The 15,913-nt window shown below is 54.4% G+C and carries 12 protein-coding genes; 10 read left to right on the top strand and 2 right to left on the bottom strand.

The features are described 5' to 3' along the window. Positions 1-431: 431 nt before the first annotated feature. The 9 genes from metK (at position 432) to metF (ending at position 11,627) form a co-directional block, all read left to right on the top strand. The gene (gene metK, locus L881_RS0112205) at positions 432-1,652 is read left to right on the top strand and encodes a methionine adenosyltransferase (protein WP_025733964.1); all 1,221 of its coding nucleotides are present in this window, start codon (positions 432-434) and stop codon (positions 1,650-1,652) included. Between the two features lie 626 nt (positions 1,653-2,278). After that, complete coding sequence (locus L881_RS0112200; protein ID WP_245587977.1) at positions 2,279-3,646, top strand: amino acid permease; 1,368 nt, start codon at positions 2,279-2,281, stop codon at positions 3,644-3,646. Positions 3,647-4,203: 557 nt separating this feature from the next. Then, positions 4,204-6,540, top strand: a complete 2,337-nt coding sequence (locus tag L881_RS0112195) for a ribonucleoside-diphosphate reductase subunit alpha (RefSeq protein WP_025733962.1) — start codon at positions 4,204-4,206, stop codon at positions 6,538-6,540. 276 nt (positions 6,541-6,816) lie between these two features. Next, positions 6,817-7,872, top strand: coding sequence for a ribonucleotide-diphosphate reductase subunit beta (locus L881_RS0112190; protein ID WP_025733961.1), 1,056 nt, complete (start codon positions 6,817-6,819; stop codon positions 7,870-7,872). A 157-nt stretch (positions 7,873-8,029) separates the two neighbouring features. Further along, a complete protein-coding gene (locus tag L881_RS0112185) occupies positions 8,030-8,521 on the top strand; it encodes a flavodoxin (protein ID WP_025733960.1) in 492 nt (163 codons plus the stop codon). After that, positions 8,493-8,813: a thioredoxin family protein gene (locus L881_RS0112180; RefSeq protein ID WP_025733959.1), complete on the top strand. Its 321-nt coding sequence runs from the start codon at positions 8,493-8,495 to the stop codon at positions 8,811-8,813. Before L881_RS0112185 ends, L881_RS0112180 begins: the two co-directional genes overlap by 29 nt. A 403-nt stretch (positions 8,814-9,216) precedes the next feature. Next, a complete protein-coding gene (locus tag L881_RS0112175) occupies positions 9,217-9,546 on the top strand; it encodes a hypothetical protein (protein ID WP_025733958.1) in 330 nt (109 codons plus the stop codon). Between the two features lie 517 nt (positions 9,547-10,063). Then, positions 10,064-10,621, top strand: a complete 558-nt coding sequence (locus L881_RS0112170) for a hypothetical protein (protein ID WP_025733957.1) — start codon at positions 10,064-10,066, stop codon at positions 10,619-10,621. A gap of 172 nt (positions 10,622-10,793) precedes the next feature. Further along, positions 10,794-11,627: a methylenetetrahydrofolate reductase [NAD(P)H] gene (gene metF / locus L881_RS0112165; RefSeq protein WP_025733956.1), complete on the top strand. Its 834-nt coding sequence runs from the start codon at positions 10,794-10,796 to the stop codon at positions 11,625-11,627. Positions 11,628-11,642: 15 nt separating this feature from the next. Here metF and L881_RS0112160 read toward each other — a convergent pair whose 3' ends face one another. Together L881_RS0112160 and prlC are read right to left on the bottom strand one after the other, a co-directional pair. Next, positions 11,643-11,900 (bottom strand): YheV family putative zinc ribbon protein, encoded by a 258-nt coding sequence (locus L881_RS0112160; RefSeq protein WP_025733955.1) that lies wholly within the window; start codon positions 11,898-11,900, stop codon positions 11,643-11,645. Between the two features lie 61 nt (positions 11,901-11,961). Beyond that, positions 11,962-14,004: an oligopeptidase A gene (gene prlC / locus L881_RS0112155; protein WP_025733954.1), complete on the bottom strand. Its 2,043-nt coding sequence runs from the start codon at positions 14,002-14,004 to the stop codon at positions 11,962-11,964. Positions 14,005-14,156: 152 nt separating this feature from the next. On the opposite strand from prlC, the gene L881_RS0112150 reads away from it, so the two are divergent. Further along, entirely contained in the window at positions 14,157-15,509 is a 1,353-nt protein-coding gene (locus L881_RS0112150) for a sodium-dependent transporter (protein WP_025733953.1), read from the top strand. Positions 15,510-15,913 lie beyond the last annotated feature (404 nt).

Here is a 15,913-nt window from a genome sequence, read left to right as displayed (position 1 = left end):
TTATTGATGCGTCTCCCTGTTGCTCTTTTCAACTCTTTTTACGCGTCGGGTGTGAGAAGAGGGAAGGGCGCATGAGCAGTAAAAGAGAAATGACAGAGAAAAAGCAGGGTAAAACGCGCGCTATTCGCTCCAGAAAATGTAATATTTCCAGAAAGCTGACAACCTCGATGAATAACCTCATTCCGTTCGCATGCTAGGCACATTTTGGCGCTGGGTGTAGACTCTGGCGCCACTATCAATGATGTTAGAGTGCGTATGGATGGCGACCCACAACCATCTCTATTGAGCACAGCTTGCCAGTGGATTTTCTGGATCACTCTTGTTCCTCTTGCCATCGTTAGGCTGCCTGCTCTAAAGCGCTCAGTGCTTAAGCACGTCTTGTGTGCACCCCGCATCATCTAGCTAACAACCACATAAGGGCGAAGAATTTAATGAGTGAGTATTCTCTGTTTACGTCTGAGTCTGTGTCTGAGGGGCACCCGGACAAAATTGCCGATCAGATTTCCGATGCTGTACTGGATGCGTTGATTGCACGCGACAAACAAGCGCGCGTAGCGTGTGAGACCCTCGTTAAAACGGGCGTTGCTATCGTGGCGGGCGAGATTACCACCAACGCCTGGGTCGATCTTGAAGAGCTGGTGCGCAAGGTTATTACCGATATCGGCTATACCTCATCGCAGGTAGGCTTTGATGGCGATACCTGTGGCGTGCTTAACATGATCGGCAAGCAGAGTGTGGACATCGCCCAGGGCGTTGACCGCGCCAAGCCTGAAGACCAGGGCGCGGGTGACCAGGGGCTGATGTTTGGTTACGCCACCAATGAAACCGACACCTATATGCCGGCGCCGGTCTACTACGCTCACCGTTTGGTGCAGCGCCAGTCAGAGCTGCGCAAGAATGGCACGCTGAACTGGCTGCGTCCTGATGCCAAGAGTCAGGTGACCTTCAGTTATGGCGAAGATGGCAAGCCAAATGCCGTCGATGCTGTCGTGCTCTCTACTCAGCATGATGACAGTGTCTCGCTGGATGAGCTTAAAAAAGCGGTAGAAGAGCTGATTATTCGTGACGTGCTGCCGGCTGAGTGGATTACCGAGAATACGCGCTTCCATATCAACCCGACAGGCAAGTTCGTGATCGGTGGCCCGGTGGGCGATGCCGGTCTGACAGGCCGCAAAATCATCGTGGATACTTACGGCGGCATGGCGCGTCACGGCGGTGGAGCGTTCTCTGGCAAGGACCCCTCCAAGGTTGACCGCAGTGCTGCCTATGCAGGCCGTTATGTAGCCAAGAACCTGGTAGCCGCAGGGCTTGCCGATCGCTGTGAAATTCAGGTCTCCTACGCCATCGGTGTGGCCGAGCCGACATCGGTGTCCGTCAATACCTTTGGCACCGGCAAGGTTTCTGATGCGCGCATTATCGAGCTGGTGCGCGAACATTTTGACCTGCGCCCCTATGCGATCACCAAGATGCTTGATCTGCTGCACCCGATGTATCAATTGACTGCCGCCTATGGCCACTTTGGTCGCGAGCCTTTCGAGCACACCTATGAGTGGGTTGATACTCAGGGCGAGCGTCAGTCCGAAACTTTCACCGCCTTCCCTTGGGAGAAAGTGGACAAAGCCGAGGCGTTGCGTAAAAGCGCTGGTATCTGATCCGGCGACTTCAGCCGCATAATAATGGCCCCGCTCTGGTGAGTGGGGCCATTGTGTTTGGGTCTGTCTGAGCGGCCTGCCTATGTCCAACCCGGATATTGGGGAATCAAAACCAGAAAGCTTTAGCGTGACAACCATTCGCGCTACAACGCTATGCGGCAGCGTTCGATGGAATGATGGAGCTTAATTCGCAGCATGCGGTAAGTGCTTGATTCACGGTTATCCGGAGGCTTATCCACAGTCTGGCAGGAGAGCCTTCTTCCCAATATTTCAGGCTTCCCAGGGAAATAGGCCGCATGATATCGGCTCTTTTCCTGCATCTATCGGGAAGGTTATTTCAGTCCAACAAGCGACAGTAGAATTAAAGCAGTGGTAAGCTGGCGGCAGTGCACGCTGCGGCTAAAATATCAACTAGCACTACACGGTGCTCGCTGCGACTGTCGCCAGTTGGCCTTCTATGGCTACTTCTTGCCATTCCCTTTGTGGTGGTTCTCTGCCGGTAAATTGCCGTGCAGTGGCAGGTAGTCGTTGCCGCACGGGCAAAATATGGTTAAACCGAATCAAGGAACGCAGGAATCGAGCGTGGAACATCAATGAATTTATTACGCCGAAAAAGAATAGAAACAATGGTAGGCCCCAATGCCAGAAAGGGCGCTCAGCTTAAGAAAGTGCTAACAACCACGGATCTGGTGTTGCTTGGGCTGGGAGCCATGGTCGGCACAGGCATTTTTGTTGTTACTGGATTAGGTGCGGAACGTGCAGGGCCTGCACTGGCGCTCTCGTTTCTGTTGGCTGCTGCGGCCTGTGCGCTTGCAGCGCTCTGCTATTCTGAATTCGCATCAATGATTCCGGTGGCTGGCTCCGGTTACACCTATAGTTATGCCACGCTGGGTGAAATTGCGGCCTGGGTCGTGGGCTGGAGCTTGATTGCTGAATACGGGCTGGCCTCGGCGGCTGTGTCAGTCGGGTGGTCGGGCTATTTTCAGTCGCTGCTAGGCGGGTTGGGAATACATCTGCCTGCCATGCTGACCAGCGCTCCGGGTATCAACGCCAACGGTGAGCAAACCCTGTTTAACCTGCCGGCCTGCTTGGTGATGCTGTTCATTACCACGATCCTTTCACTCGGTATCCGTGAGTCCAAGCGCTTCAACAACCTGCTGGTGTTGATCAAGGTAGCCGTGGTGCTGATGGTGGTCATCGTGGGCGTTTGGTATGTGAAGCCTGAAAACCTCACGCCTTTCATGCCCTTCGGTGTGTCAGGCATTGTAAGCGGTGCAGCGCTGGCGTTTTTTGCCTTTATTGGCTTCGATGCCGTCTCGTCTTCCGCCGAGGAAGTCAGCGATCCGCAGCGCAGCTTGCCGGTCGGGTTGCTCGGCTCGCTGGCTATCTGTGCGGTACTGTATGCGTCGGTAGCGCTGGTCTCCACCGGTATTGTGCCGTTTGCCCAGTTCGTGGGCGTAGACGACCCCATTGCGCTGGTCATTTCGCGTACCGGTGTCACCTGGCTGTTCTATCTGGTGAATATCGCAGCCATTCTCGGCATGCTTACCGTTATTCTGGTGATGACATATGGCCTGACTCGTCTGGTATTCGCGATGTCACGCGATGGCCTGCTGCCGCCCGTGCTCTCCAAGGTAAATGACCGTCAGATTCCGGTGACGTCTACCTGGGGACTGGGTATTCTGGCCGCGCTGATCGCTGGGATTGTGCCGCTCGGCACCCTGGCAGAGCTGATTAACATGGGCACGCTGATGGCCTTTATTCTGATGTCAGTCGCGGTGCCGGTACTGCGCCTGCGTCGCCCGGACATCAAACGCTCGTTTTCAATGCCGATGCCGTTTGTGCTGGGACCGCTATCGGTTCTCATCTGCCTGATTCTGGCCTTTAGCCTGGCCTGGCTGACGTGGGTTGCGTTCATCATATGGATGCTGGTGGGGCTGCTGTTCTACTTCACGTACTCGCAGCGCCATGCTCGCACCGAGAATCTTGAGTAGCTTCTTCCTGGCTTGAAGCCCGTACTCCCTACCCCGGCCATGCGCCGGGGTTTTTATTGGCCGGTAGCGGTGAAAAGCGATCACGCTATCTCTTCCCACGCACCATCTTGCTCGCTTTCCAATGACTCCTTTGTTCAAACCGATCGGCTTGCCATTAATCAATTCTATCTGTGGATAACCCTGTGGATTAGGTGTTTCAAAAGCTGGAATAAAAGGTGGGTAACAATAGGGCGTTTTGGAACATGCCAAGAACCATGGCGCATGACAGCGGGAGTTGCAGTGAAGTGGCAGGAAATACGCTGTGGATAGTTACATTATTTAGCATTACCTTCCGTCGCGATACTACATATTGTGATGGGCGGCAGATTTCATTACCATATCTGGTATCTGGGCGATCAAGACACAAGCGCTGTCGACGTTGTTTGTCAAGCTCGGATTCGGTCTTTTTTAGTGTTTCTTTACCGACGTCGGCGCTTGTCCCATAACCTCGCTACGACCTCTGACGCCACGCCGCAGTGTGCCTAGCCAGTACTCGATTTACAGGATCTCATTACGCCATGACATCAACTACCGTTGAGCAAAATACGAACACCTTCACTTTTTCTACGGTAGTGGTGAAGGATGGCGGCAAGCGGCAAATGCCTTACGAGCGCGCACGACTTGAGCGCTATCTGGATGGCGTACACAGCGAATTTCCTGATCTCGATATTACTGACTACAAGCGCAAGGTGTTCAGTTTCATCGAGCGTAAGGAGCAGATTGCTGCTGATGATATGGTCAGCCATCTCATCCGTGAGGCCGAATCGCGCACGGATGTGGCAACCCCTGAGTGGGAAAAGTTTGCAGCGCGCCTCTATCTGAATCGTCTGTACAAGAAGGCGAGTAAAAACCGCTTTTACAACGACGACGACAAGTACGGCTCTTACGTTGGTCTACAGGAGAGTCTGGGCGAACGCGGTATCTATTCGGGCGACATTCTGCGCAATTATTCGAAGGATGAGCTGGTCGAAGCGGGCAAAATGATTGAGCCTGAGCGTGACAAGCTGTTCGCGTATAACGGCCTTTACCTGCTGGCCACCCGCTATCTGGCCACTGACCACACCCGTAATGTGTATGAGCTGCCGCAGGAGCGCTGGCTGACCATCGCCCTCTATCTGATGCAGGACGAGAAACCGCGCGACAAGCGTATGCTGCTGGTCAAGGAAGCCTATTGGGCACTCTCCAACCTCTACATGACCGTTGCAACGCCGACATTGGCCAATGCCGGTAAAATCGGCGGTCAGCTCTCAAGCTGCTTCATCGACACCGTGGACGACAGCCTTCAGGGTATCTACGACAGCAACACTGACGTTGCGCGTGTGTCCAAGCACGGCGGTGGCGTAGGCGCTTACCTGGGCTACGTGCGCAGCTCTGGCTCCTCCATTCGTGGCGTGCCCAACTCCAGCGGCGGTGTGGTGCCGTGGGTCAAGCAGCTGAATAACACGGCGGTCAGCGTCGATCAGCTGGGACAGCGTAAAGGCGCCATCGCGGTCTATCTCGACGTATGGCATCGCGATATCGAAGCGTTCCTCGATTTGCGCCTGAACAATGGCGATCAGCGCCTGCGTGCCCACGACGTATTTATCTCCGTCTGCCTGCCCGACCTTTTCATGGAAAAAGTGGAAAGCCGCGGTGATTGGTATCTGTTCGATCCGCACGAAGTGAAAGAGAAAAAAGGCTGGTATCTTCAGGACTTCTTCGACGAAAAGCGTGGCTCAGGTAGCTTCCGCGAGAAGTACGAAGAAGTGGTGGCCGACGAACGCATCAGCCGCAAGATCGTCAAGGCGATTGATATCTTCAAGCGCATCATGATCAGCCAGCTGGAAACCGGTAACCCCTTCATGTTCTACCGCGATGAAGTCAATCGCATGAACCCGAACAAGCATGAAGGCATGGTCTACTCCAGTAACCTGTGCACCGAGATCCTGCAGAACATGAGCCCGACGCGCATGATCCAGGAAGTGATCAGTGGCGATCAGATCGTGACCTCCAAGCAAGCGGGCGATTTCGTGGTGTGCAACCTCTCTTCCATCAACCTGGGGCGCGCAGTTACCGCAGAGCCGGAAGACCTGATGGATGAAGATGTGCTTGAGCGCTTGATTAATATCGAAGTGCGCATGCTCGATAACGTGATTGATCTCAACTCACTGCCCGTGCCGCAGGCCACGATTACCAACCGCAAATATCGCGCTATTGGCCTCGGTACCTTTGGCTGGCACCACCTGCTGGCGCTCAAGGGCATTACCTGGAACTCGCCGGAAGCGGAAGCGTATTGCGACGGGCTGTATGAGCGCATCAACTACCTTGCCATCAAGGCGAGCATGGAGCTGGCGAAAGAGAAGGGCACCTATAGGGTCTTCAAGGGCAGCGACTGGCATACCGGTGAATACTTCGAGCGTCGTCATTACGACAGCAGTGAGTGGCAAACACTGGCGGCCAATGTGGCTGAATTTGGCGTGCGCAATGCGTACCTGCTGGCAGTAGCGCCGAATATGAGTACCGCCCAGATTGCCGGCTCTACTGCGTCGATTGACCCGATTTACAGCGTCTTCTATTACGAAGAGAAGAAAGACTATCGCCGTCCGGTCGTCGCCCCCGATCTCTCGGTGGATACCTACTCGTTCTACGAAGAGGGCGCTTACAAGATTGACCAGTTTGCCAGCGTGCGCCAGAACGGCCGCCGTCAGCGTCACGTTGACCAGTCGATCAGCTTCAACTTCTATGTGCCCAGCAGTATTCGCGCCAGCACACTGCTCGATCTGCATATGACCGCGTGGAAGGAAGGGCTGAAAACCACCTACTACGTGCGTTCCAACGACATGGATATCGAAGAATGCGAATGGTGCTCCAGCTAACGGAGTGGAGCAAAGGCGCGGCCAACTAGTAATTACTAGACGAGCCGCGCTGTTTACGCTTATGGCTGCGCTTTGCCTGACCCGGCAGCGCAGTTTTTCTGCCTGATGCTCGAACCGGTTTTTACCCATCAGGTAGTGCGTCCTTCGCTCTGTCATGAGCCATGTGTCATCAGGACGCCGCCATAATGGGGCATTGCTCGTATTCATTTTTGACACCATCTCTTCAGTGCCGGCATCGCCTTGGCACTGTTGCTGTTTCCAACGGATCACTTTTTCATGACCACTGAAAACGCTAGCTCGCAGCTCGATCGCATCAAAATTCTCGAACCGCTTAACCCCAACCGCGCCACTGGCATCATCAATGGCAAGGCGAGCGGTGTGCTCAACTGGAACGATATTCCATACCCTTCGTTCTACCGAGCCTATAAAGAGCTATCGACCAACTACTGGATTCCCGACGAAGTTGATATGAAAGGGGATGCCAAGCAGTACGGCGAGCTGTCGGCGCGTGAGAAGAACGCTTACGATTCGATCATCGGATTGCTGGCTACCCTGGATTCTCCGCAAACGCGTTTCATCTATAACGTGGCCGAGTACATCACCGACCCCGCGGCGCACGCGAATGCGGCTATCATCGGTCAGCAGGAGGTGATTCATAACGAAAGTTACTCCTATGTGCTCGCCTCCATTACCGATTTGCAGAACCAGAACCGCGTGTTCGAGCTGGCGCGTACCCATCCCACGATTATCAAGCGTAACGAGCCGATCATGCAGTCATACAACGACTTCATGCTCGATAAAACGCCGATCAATCTGGTCAAGTCGCTGATTCAGTCCTCTATTCTTGAGGGCATCAACTTCTATTCAGGCTTCGCGTACTTCTACAACCTGGTGCGCCAAAACCGCATGACCGGCACCGGTAAAATCATCAGCTTTATCAACCGCGATGAGTTGGCGCACTCCAAGTTCATCAGTGAGCTGATCCGCGCAATTATCGGTGAGAACCAGTTCTTGCAGGGTGAAGAGATCACCGAATACACCCACAAGGCGTTCCAGCACGCGATTGAGCTGGAAACCAACTGGTCAGCGGAGGTGCTTGACGGCATCGAAGGCATCGACGTTGACGAGATGATTACCTATGTGAAGTACCGTGCCAATAAAATGGCAGGCATGCTCGGCATCGAGAAGATATACAGCCAGAGCAATGAGAACGTGATGCCCTGGATCAAAGCCTACGCTGACAACTTTACCGAAACCAAAACCGACTTCTTTGAAATGCGTAACTCAAGCTACAAGAAGACCAATCTGGATAACGGTTTTGACGACCTCTGAGGAGCGAGGCGTGTTCATACGCTGTCTCTGATTTTTCATGCCTATTGATGTATCGCCAGGCGATGCCAGCGTGAGTCGATTGGCGGAAGTAACGAAGGCACGTAGCTCCCTTGGGTAAAAGGGATTGGTAAAAAGGGATCGGCAAGAGGGATCAGTGATGAGAATCCTGCTGGCGTATGACTCGCTAAGCGGCAATACCCGCGAGGTAGCGGCGCTGATCCAGCATGAGGCGGAAGGGGCAGGGCACTCTGTCACGGCGGTGTTCGTCACTATCGAGTCGTTGAAGGATGTCGTTCCCGAGCCTTTTGAGGAAGCCGAGTTTGATCTGTATCTGCTGGGCTCCTGGTCGCACAACTATGGGCGCACCCCGCCTGAAATGAAGGAATTTATCGCCGAGCTGTATCAGCAGGTGGGCAAGCCCCGCCATACCGCTGTGTTCGGCACCGGTGAAACACAGTGGGGAGCTGAGCACTACTGCGGGGCGGTAAGGCGCATGGCTGCCTTCTTCGAATCACCGTACCCACTGCTTAAAATAGAACAGATGCCGCACGGTCAGCGTGATCGTGATGCCATAATCGAATGGACGCACCGCGTCCTGGCCGCAAGGAGCGCCGCGAGTAATGAACACTGTCGAGATCACATCCGCTGAGGCGTTCGCCCAGGCGTTGAAGGATCACCCTACGCTGCTGGTCGACTTCTTCAAGGATGATTGCCCCGGCTGCAAAATGCTCGAAGTATCGCTGGACAAGGTAGCTAATAGCGCTGCCACCGAAGGCGTTACGCTAGGGAAGGTGAAGCTGGAAACCGTCGGTGAGGAATTCTTTTTCTCCCATCGGTTACGCCAAACGCCAACCCTGCTGCTGTTCAGGAACGGAGAAGAGGTCGGACGACTGCCGGGATTTGTGCCTCCTGCCAAAATAGAGGCGTTGCTCAACGCCTGAGTGGTCATGCTTCTACAGCGCTCAAATGCCGGTGCCCTTAAGAATGAATGGCACCGGCATTTTTGTGGGCAGCAAGGTGAGGTGGGCGACGCTCAAGGGCGCACCTGATACGAGACTGAAGTATGATGGGTTTAGATGATAATTTTTATCATTAGAGTTGCATTGTCTTTTGGAAGGCCCTAGTATGGCTCCTGTGATGTTCGCCAAGCATCACATTTGTCATCAACTGGCGTTGACCTTTTGAAGACATCTCCTCATCAAGCTAGTCACGGTCTTTTATGCCGCCCCACCTGGGGCGGTTTTTTTGTTTCCGAAGATAACAGCGTCATGCGCAGATTGTCGCTGGCTGCTGCTTCCGGCCTATACTCCTCCTTCACTACTCTGGGTGGAGAGCCTCTCGATTATGGCGCCTTCCTCTTACCCGACCACGCCCGATGGCCGCTATTTTGTCGCCAAGGACAAGCTATGGCGGAAAACCGATCCGCGTCTTGATGAGGCAACGCGACAGCAGTGGGTGAATGAGCTGATGCGGGCGCGGCGTGCAGTCAAGGAAGCAAAGCATGCTGAGAGTGCAACTGCTTTAGCTCAGGCGCGGCATGCGGTGAATGAGGCAAAAATAGCGCTGGGGGAGCGCGGGCCGGTGTGGTGGGAAGATGGTGCCGAGGATGAAACAGGCAAGCATCCTCGTAACAGCACCTATGCGAAGTGGTGGGCCGAGTTGAATTCCCGTTAGCGCGCTGGCTTGTCCGCCGCAATATGATAGGGCTGGGCAATTTAATGAGAATATTTATCATTAGTGTTGTTTTTTCATTTATACGCCTGTAATATGGCTCCTGTGATGTTGCCAAGCATCACATTTGTCCTCGAATGACATGGGTCAATCGAAGACATCTCCTCATCAAGCTAGTCACGGTCTTTACCCTCTCCGCTCTTTGGAGAGGGATTTTTTGCGTGCTTATATCTGGAATGTGCTACTGCTGAATGGTAGGATTGTCGACAGAATTCTTCGCTTGATGAGGCGCAAGAAGTTAAGCGCTCGCCGCAGAGCGAGCCATTGGCATTAAGATCGTCGCTTTCTCCAGAGTGGCGGTCTTTTTTTATGCCCCTCCCTTATCTCTACCTGCTCGCAGTACTTCCTTCCGGCCCGTTGTGTAACAATATTGTGTAAAAATTCAGCCACACATCCTCTTCGTGCTCGGGTATGCTTGCATCGTGATTCATGATTGTTGTCGACAGGGATGTAACAAACGATGAAAAACATCTTTCGCATGGTGCTGCTGGGCGTTTCACTGGCAGCGTTGGCCGGATGTCAGAGTGTCTCCTCGGTATTTCACTCAGATGACGAGTCAACGACGAGCACTGTGTCATCTGAAACTCCGGCGCCTACCGGGCCTGTACAGCGTATTCCTTTCCCGGCTGATGAATATCAGCAGCTTGCGCGCTCTGGTTCCTCCAGCATTGTCGGGCAGGTATTCTCTACCCGTGATGGCAAGCGTTACGCTATGACCGGCCCGGAAATTCTCGCAGTGCCTGTTACCAGCTACTCTCGTCAGGCTTATGAAGCCCTACAGCAGAATCGCAAGATCTCTGCGGCTGATCCGCGCGCGCAGAAATATACGGTGCGCACGCTGGGAGGCGATTCCGGCAAGTTCGAGTTTAATAGGCTGGCAGCGGGGAGCTACTACCTGATTACCACGGCCAACAAGGACGTTAGCGAGGGAGATTCCTACTCTCGTGGCAAGCAGGTGATCCAGCAAGAGGTGAGCGTTGGCAAAGGGCAGACCAGCAAGGTAACGCTGGCGCCTTGATGCCGTTTCGCTGTTGCTGGAAGTGCCCACTTCCGGCTCTTGCTAGAGGGGGCGATTGTCCGTCAGTCAATGCCGACCATCTTCCATTGGCTTTTATATGAGGTGTGTCGGCAGAATGTGAGTGCAGTGCCGTTCCAGCGTCTCTATGTCTTTGAACCAAACGAGTTTTGTCATGCCTTCGTCCTTCAACGTCAGCTTCGAATTCTTTCCTCCGCGTACCGATGCCGGGCGCGAAAAGCTTCATGGGGTGCGTGACGCCCTGGCAGCCAAGCAGCCCGAGTTCTTCTCCGTGACATTCGGTGCGGGAGGATCGACGCGTGACCGGACCTTGGAAACCGTCCTCGCACTGCGTGAAGCAGGCATTGATACGGTACCGCATCTTTCCTGCATATCGAGCGATCAGGATGAGATTTGTGGGCTGCTGGATCACTATAAGGCGCAGGGCATCAAGCGTATCGTTGCGCTGCGCGGTGACATGCCATCAGGACAGATGGGCGCGGGGGAGCTGCGTTACGCCAATCAGCTGGTCGAGCTGATTCGTGAGCGGCACGGTGACTACTTTGATCTCGTGGTGGGGGCTTACCCTGAAATGCACCCGCAGGCGAAAACCTTTGAGTCTGATCTGCACTTCTTCGCGAACAAGATGAAGGCGGGGGCTAACCGGGCTGTTACTCAGTACTTTTTCGATGCAGAAGCCTATTTCCACTTTGTAGAACGTGCACAAGCCCATGGCGTCGATCAACCGATCATCCCGGGGATCATGCCGATCACCAAAGTGGAGAGCCTGTTGCGCTTCTCCTCGGTATGCGGCGCGGGCATTCCTCGCTGGATCGAAAAACAGCTGGAAGCCTACGCTGATGATGAGCAGAGCGTGCGCGCCTTCGGGCATGACGTGGTGGCGCGACTGTGTGAGCGTTTGGTGGAGGGCGGTGCGCCTGCGTTGCACTTCTATACGTTGAATCAGTCTGAACCTACCCTGAAAATTCTTGAAACGCTTGGCCGCTAATGGCACTGGGTAGGGTCAGTGGCGGGTGATCGTGCCTGGGTCAAGAATACGAACCGTCTGAAGTTCATCGGCGGGTTCAGCAGGCGCTGGCTTGTTCACTCGCGTTTCCAGCTCTTCTACGCCTTGCTGTTGCTCCAGCGGTAGCTGCTCAAAGAAGTCGCAATCCACGCATTCTCTATAGCGAATACCGTTTTGCTCCCACGCTTTTAGCGTGTCCATCGCAGCACAGCGCGGGCACACGGCACCGGCAATAAAGCGTTTTTTGGCGGTCATGATGATTTCCTGCATGTAAAAGCGAAGGCCCGCACTGTGCGGGCCTTGTGCCGTGGCTACCTTAGGCCGCGTTGTTGATGCCTGAGTGGCGAAGCAGCGCATCAATGCTGGGTTCGCGGCCTCGGAAAGCCTCGAACAGCTCCTTGGCATCACGCGAACCGCCGCGCTCAAGTATTTCACTTCTAAAGCGCTGACCGGTCGTCTGGTCAAAAACGCCCGCCTCTTCGAAGGCCGAGTAGGCATCAGCGGAGAGTACTTCCGCCCACTTGTAGCTGTAATAGCCCGCAGCGTAGCCTCCCGCGAAGATATGCGCAAAACCGTGCTGGAAGCGGTTGTATGAGGTTTGCGGTGTTACCGCAACATCAGCGCGCACGTCATCGAGCATTTTCTGAATAGCGGCGCTGTCAGGATGCTGTAGTTCATGGTGCAGGCGGAAGTCAAACAGCGAGAACTCAAGCTGGCGCATCATCTGCATGGCGGATTCGAAGTTGCGCGCGGCCAGCAGCTTCTGATAGAGCTCGTCCGGCAGCGTTTCTCCGGTATCCACATGAGAAGTAATCAAGTCGAGTCCTTCACGCTCCCAGCAGAAGTTCTCCATGAACTGGCTGGGCAGTTCGACAGCATCCCATGCCACCCCACTGATGCCGGAAATTTCCGCGATCTCCTGGCGCGTCAGCATATGGTGCAGGCCATGGCCGAACTCGTGGAAGAGCGTCGTCACTTCCGAATGGGTGAGTAGCGCGGGCTTATCGCCTACCGGGCGCGTAAAGTTGCAGGTCAGGTAGGCAACCGGATGTTGTAGGGTGCCATCCTTACGCCGTAGCCGGGTACGACAAACATCCATCCAGGCACCGCCGCGCTTGCCTTCGCGGGCATACAGGTCGAGATAGAAGCCAGCAATCAAGCTGCCGTTATCGCGTATTTCGAAGTAACGCACGTCGTCATTCCAGACAGGTATATCAGTGCGCTCCGCAAACTCAATGCCGTAGAGACGATGAACGACTTTGAACAAGCCCTCGATGGCCTTGGGGGCAGGAAAGTAGGGGCGCAGCTGCTCCTGGGAGATCGCATAGCGATCCTCGCGCAGTTTTTCAGCGGCGTAGGTGGAGTCCCAGCCTTCCAGCTTATTGATACCGAGCGTCTCTTTGCCGTACTGCGCCAGCTCAGCATATTCACGTTCCGCCTGCGGTTTGGCACGCTTGGCAAGATCATTCAGGAAGTGAAGCACTTGCTGCGGCGAATCCGCCATTTTGGTCGCTAGCGATAGGTCGGCATAAGTCTTGAAACCGAGCAGTTGTGCCAGCTCCTGACGGAGCGTGACGATTTCCGCCATAACCTCAGAGTTATCGAATTCGCCCGCGTTGGGGCCTTGGTCTGACGCACGGGTAACGAACGCTTCCTGTACCTGCTGGCGCAGCTCGCGGTCGTCGGCGTAGGTTAATACGGGCAGCAGGCTGGGGAAGTCGAGTGTGACGCGATAGCCATCTGCGCCTTTGGCCTCGGCATTGGCGCGCAGCACGTCACGGGCGCTTTCTGGCAGCCCCGCCAATTGGTTCTCGCCAATATCGAGGTGCCATGCTTGAGTGGCATCAAGGACGTTATTGGCGAAGGTGTTGGAAAGCTCGGAAAGGCGCGTCTGAATGGCGCCGTAGCGTTTTTTGTCGGCGTCAGGCAGATCAACGCCCGCCAGGCGGAAGTCGCGGAGCGTGTTGTCGATCGACTTGCGCTGTGCCTCGTCAAGGGTGGCAAATTCGTCGCTTTCACGAAGTGCCTTGTACGCTTCAAAAAGACCTTCGTGCTGCCCCATCCAGGTGCTGAACTCGGATAGTTTGGGAAGACAGGCCTGATACGCTTCACGTAATTCAGGTGAATTGGCCACTGAATTCAGGTGGGAAACAGGTGACCATGCCTGGGCAAGCTCTTCTCCGGCATCTTCCAGCGGCTTGACCAGCGCATCCCAGCTCACCTGACCGCTCGCAACAATGTCATCTACCGCTTTTTTATGGGCATCAATCAACTGCGAAATAGCGGGTTCAATATGTTCGGGCTTGATCGCGTCAAAAGGCGGTAGTTCATGGCGTTCGAGTAGAGGGTTGCTGGACATTGCTGTTCCTCATGTATACGTGACTGTTTAAGGTCACATGGGGCTGAATGGGGTCGCTTTCAATTACATTGCCCTGCGAATACAGCGTTTCGCGTGAGCCTCTGATAAATTGTGCGCCCATATAGAAGCATACAAATATCCAAGGATACGTCATGAGTGAAGTGGTTGATCGCTGGAGTTCCCGGCGGGCCTTTATCTTAGCGGTAACAGGCGCCGCAGTCGGCCTCGGCAATATCTGGCGTTTCCCTTATGTGGCCGGTGAAAACGGGGGAGCGCTGTTCTTCCTTTTGTATGTCTTCTTTGTGCTCGCCATGGGGCTTCCTGTGATGATCGCCGAGATCATGATTGGGCGAGCGGGGCGACGTCCTCCCATTCAGGCTCTGGCCGCGTTGGCTAGAGAGCAAGGGCGTTCTGCCAAGTGGTCGTGGGTAGCAGGCTTTGGGCTGCTTACGGTTTTTCTGGTGCTATCGTTCTATTCAGTCGTGTCGGGATGGTCGATTGAATATCTATTGAGTGCAGTGCGTGGCAGGTTTGCCGGTGCATCCCCTGATGTGATAAGTCAGGCGCTTGATGTTTTCTTGGCAAACCCTTGGCTGGTCGTGCTGAATCACTCGCTGTTCATGATCTTAACGATGGTGATAGTAGCGATGGGCGTCTCGTCGGGGCTGGAGCGGCTGAACAACTGGCTGATGCCTCTACTGTATCTGTTGCTGGTTGTTCTGGTGGTCTATGCAGCGACAACGCCAGGATTTGCTCATGCATTGACGTGGCTGTTTTCGCCTAAATTTACGGATCTGACGCCATTGGTTGTGGTGAATGCGCTGGGGCATGCGTTCTTCACGCTGGCGATCGGCGCTTGCGCGCTGATGGCTTACGGTGCCTATATGCCGGAGGATCAAAGCCTTGTGAAGGCGGTGGTGATTGTGGCGGCGCTGGATGTGCTGGTCGCAGTGCTGTCAGGCATTGCAATCTTCTCGGTGGTTTTCTCGCACCACCTTGATCCCACCAGTGGGCCAGGTCTGATGTTTGTGGCGCTGCCGATTGCCTTTTCATCCATGCCTTTCGGTGTGCCGCTTTTGGCAGCCTTCTTCCTTCTGTTGCTGTTAGCGACCTGGACTTCTTCCATCAATCTCGCTGAACCGATGGTGGCCTCCCTTAGTGCTGGCAAGCTTTCGCGTCCTGTCGCGGCACTTATTGTGGGTATTTGTGTGTGGGCCGCAGGACTGCTGCCGGCGCTCTCCTTTTCGACGCTGGCGAATGTCAGGCCCATCGCAGGGATGACCTTCTTTGATCTGGTGACCAGCGTGCCACCTGATATCTTTCTGCCGCTTGGTGGGTTGATGATCGCCTGGTTTGCTACCAATGTACTGGCGCGTCATAAAGCAGTGAGTGCGCTGGGGGCAGGAGAGTCGGGATACCGAGTGTGGGTAGGTGTGACTCGCTATGTTGCCATCCCGTTGGTCGTGCTTGTTTTGCTCTCCGCATTGATACCCAAGCTGAGCTGAATGAATTGAATGTCATAAATTTGAAATAAGCTATTGCGTAAGGGCGGGGAAACCTCTATAGTACGCCTCCATCGCTGGGGCAGGGCCTCAACGAGGAAGTCAGCAAGGTTTTCAAGTTGTTGATTTCCGGAAGAAAATCGCTGAGTTGTTGAATTAACGGAAACGTTAACGAAAACAAAAAAGCAGTTGACTTCCACTCAGGATTGCGTAGAATACGCATCCACTTGAACGGAGCAGTTCACCGCTTCTTTCAACGCTCTTTAAAAAATCGATCAGACAATTTGTGTGGGCGCTCGTTTCGATTCGGACGGCAACGTCACTCACCACTGCTCTTACGAGCAACGCCTTTTATTCTGTATCAGGCGGGTGAGATTAAGATAATCGAGATTAGAGTGTTCTAGCAC

The sequence above is a fragment of the Carnimonas nigrificans ATCC BAA-78 genome, assembly GCF_000526695.1.
In the GTDB taxonomy this organism is placed as follows: Bacteria; Pseudomonadota; Gammaproteobacteria; order Pseudomonadales; family Halomonadaceae; genus Carnimonas; species Carnimonas nigrificans.
The sequence above is the reverse complement of the archived record's forward strand: the minus strand, read 5'-3'. Positions and strand labels throughout refer to the sequence as shown.

Excerpts from the sequence above, each read along its gene's own strand:
- metK (WP_025733964.1), top strand. The coding sequence starts at position 432 with ATGAGTGAGTATTCTCTGTTTACGTCTGAGTCTGTGTCTGAGGGGCAC.
- L881_RS0112200 (WP_245587977.1), top strand. The coding sequence starts at position 2,279 with ATGGTAGGCCCCAATGCCAGAAAGGGCGCTCAGCTTAAGAAAGTGCTA.
- L881_RS0112195 (WP_025733962.1), top strand. The coding sequence starts at position 4,204 with ATGACATCAACTACCGTTGAGCAAAATACGAACACCTTCACTTTTTCT.
- L881_RS0112190 (WP_025733961.1), top strand. The coding sequence starts at position 6,817 with ATGACCACTGAAAACGCTAGCTCGCAGCTCGATCGCATCAAAATTCTC.
- L881_RS0112185 (WP_025733960.1), top strand. The coding sequence starts at position 8,030 with ATGAGAATCCTGCTGGCGTATGACTCGCTAAGCGGCAATACCCGCGAG.
- L881_RS0112180 (WP_025733959.1), top strand. The coding sequence starts at position 8,493 with ATGAACACTGTCGAGATCACATCCGCTGAGGCGTTCGCCCAGGCGTTG.
- L881_RS0112175 (WP_025733958.1), top strand. The coding sequence starts at position 9,217 with ATGGCGCCTTCCTCTTACCCGACCACGCCCGATGGCCGCTATTTTGTC.
- L881_RS0112170 (WP_025733957.1), top strand. The coding sequence starts at position 10,064 with ATGAAAAACATCTTTCGCATGGTGCTGCTGGGCGTTTCACTGGCAGCG.
- metF (WP_025733956.1), top strand. The coding sequence starts at position 10,794 with ATGCCTTCGTCCTTCAACGTCAGCTTCGAATTCTTTCCTCCGCGTACC.
- L881_RS0112160 (WP_025733955.1), bottom strand. The coding sequence starts at position 11,900 with ATGACCGCCAAAAAACGCTTTATTGCCGGTGCCGTGTGCCCGCGCTGT.
- prlC (WP_025733954.1), bottom strand. The coding sequence starts at position 14,004 with ATGTCCAGCAACCCTCTACTCGAACGCCATGAACTACCGCCTTTTGAC.
- L881_RS0112150 (WP_025733953.1), top strand. The coding sequence starts at position 14,157 with ATGAGTGAAGTGGTTGATCGCTGGAGTTCCCGGCGGGCCTTTATCTTA.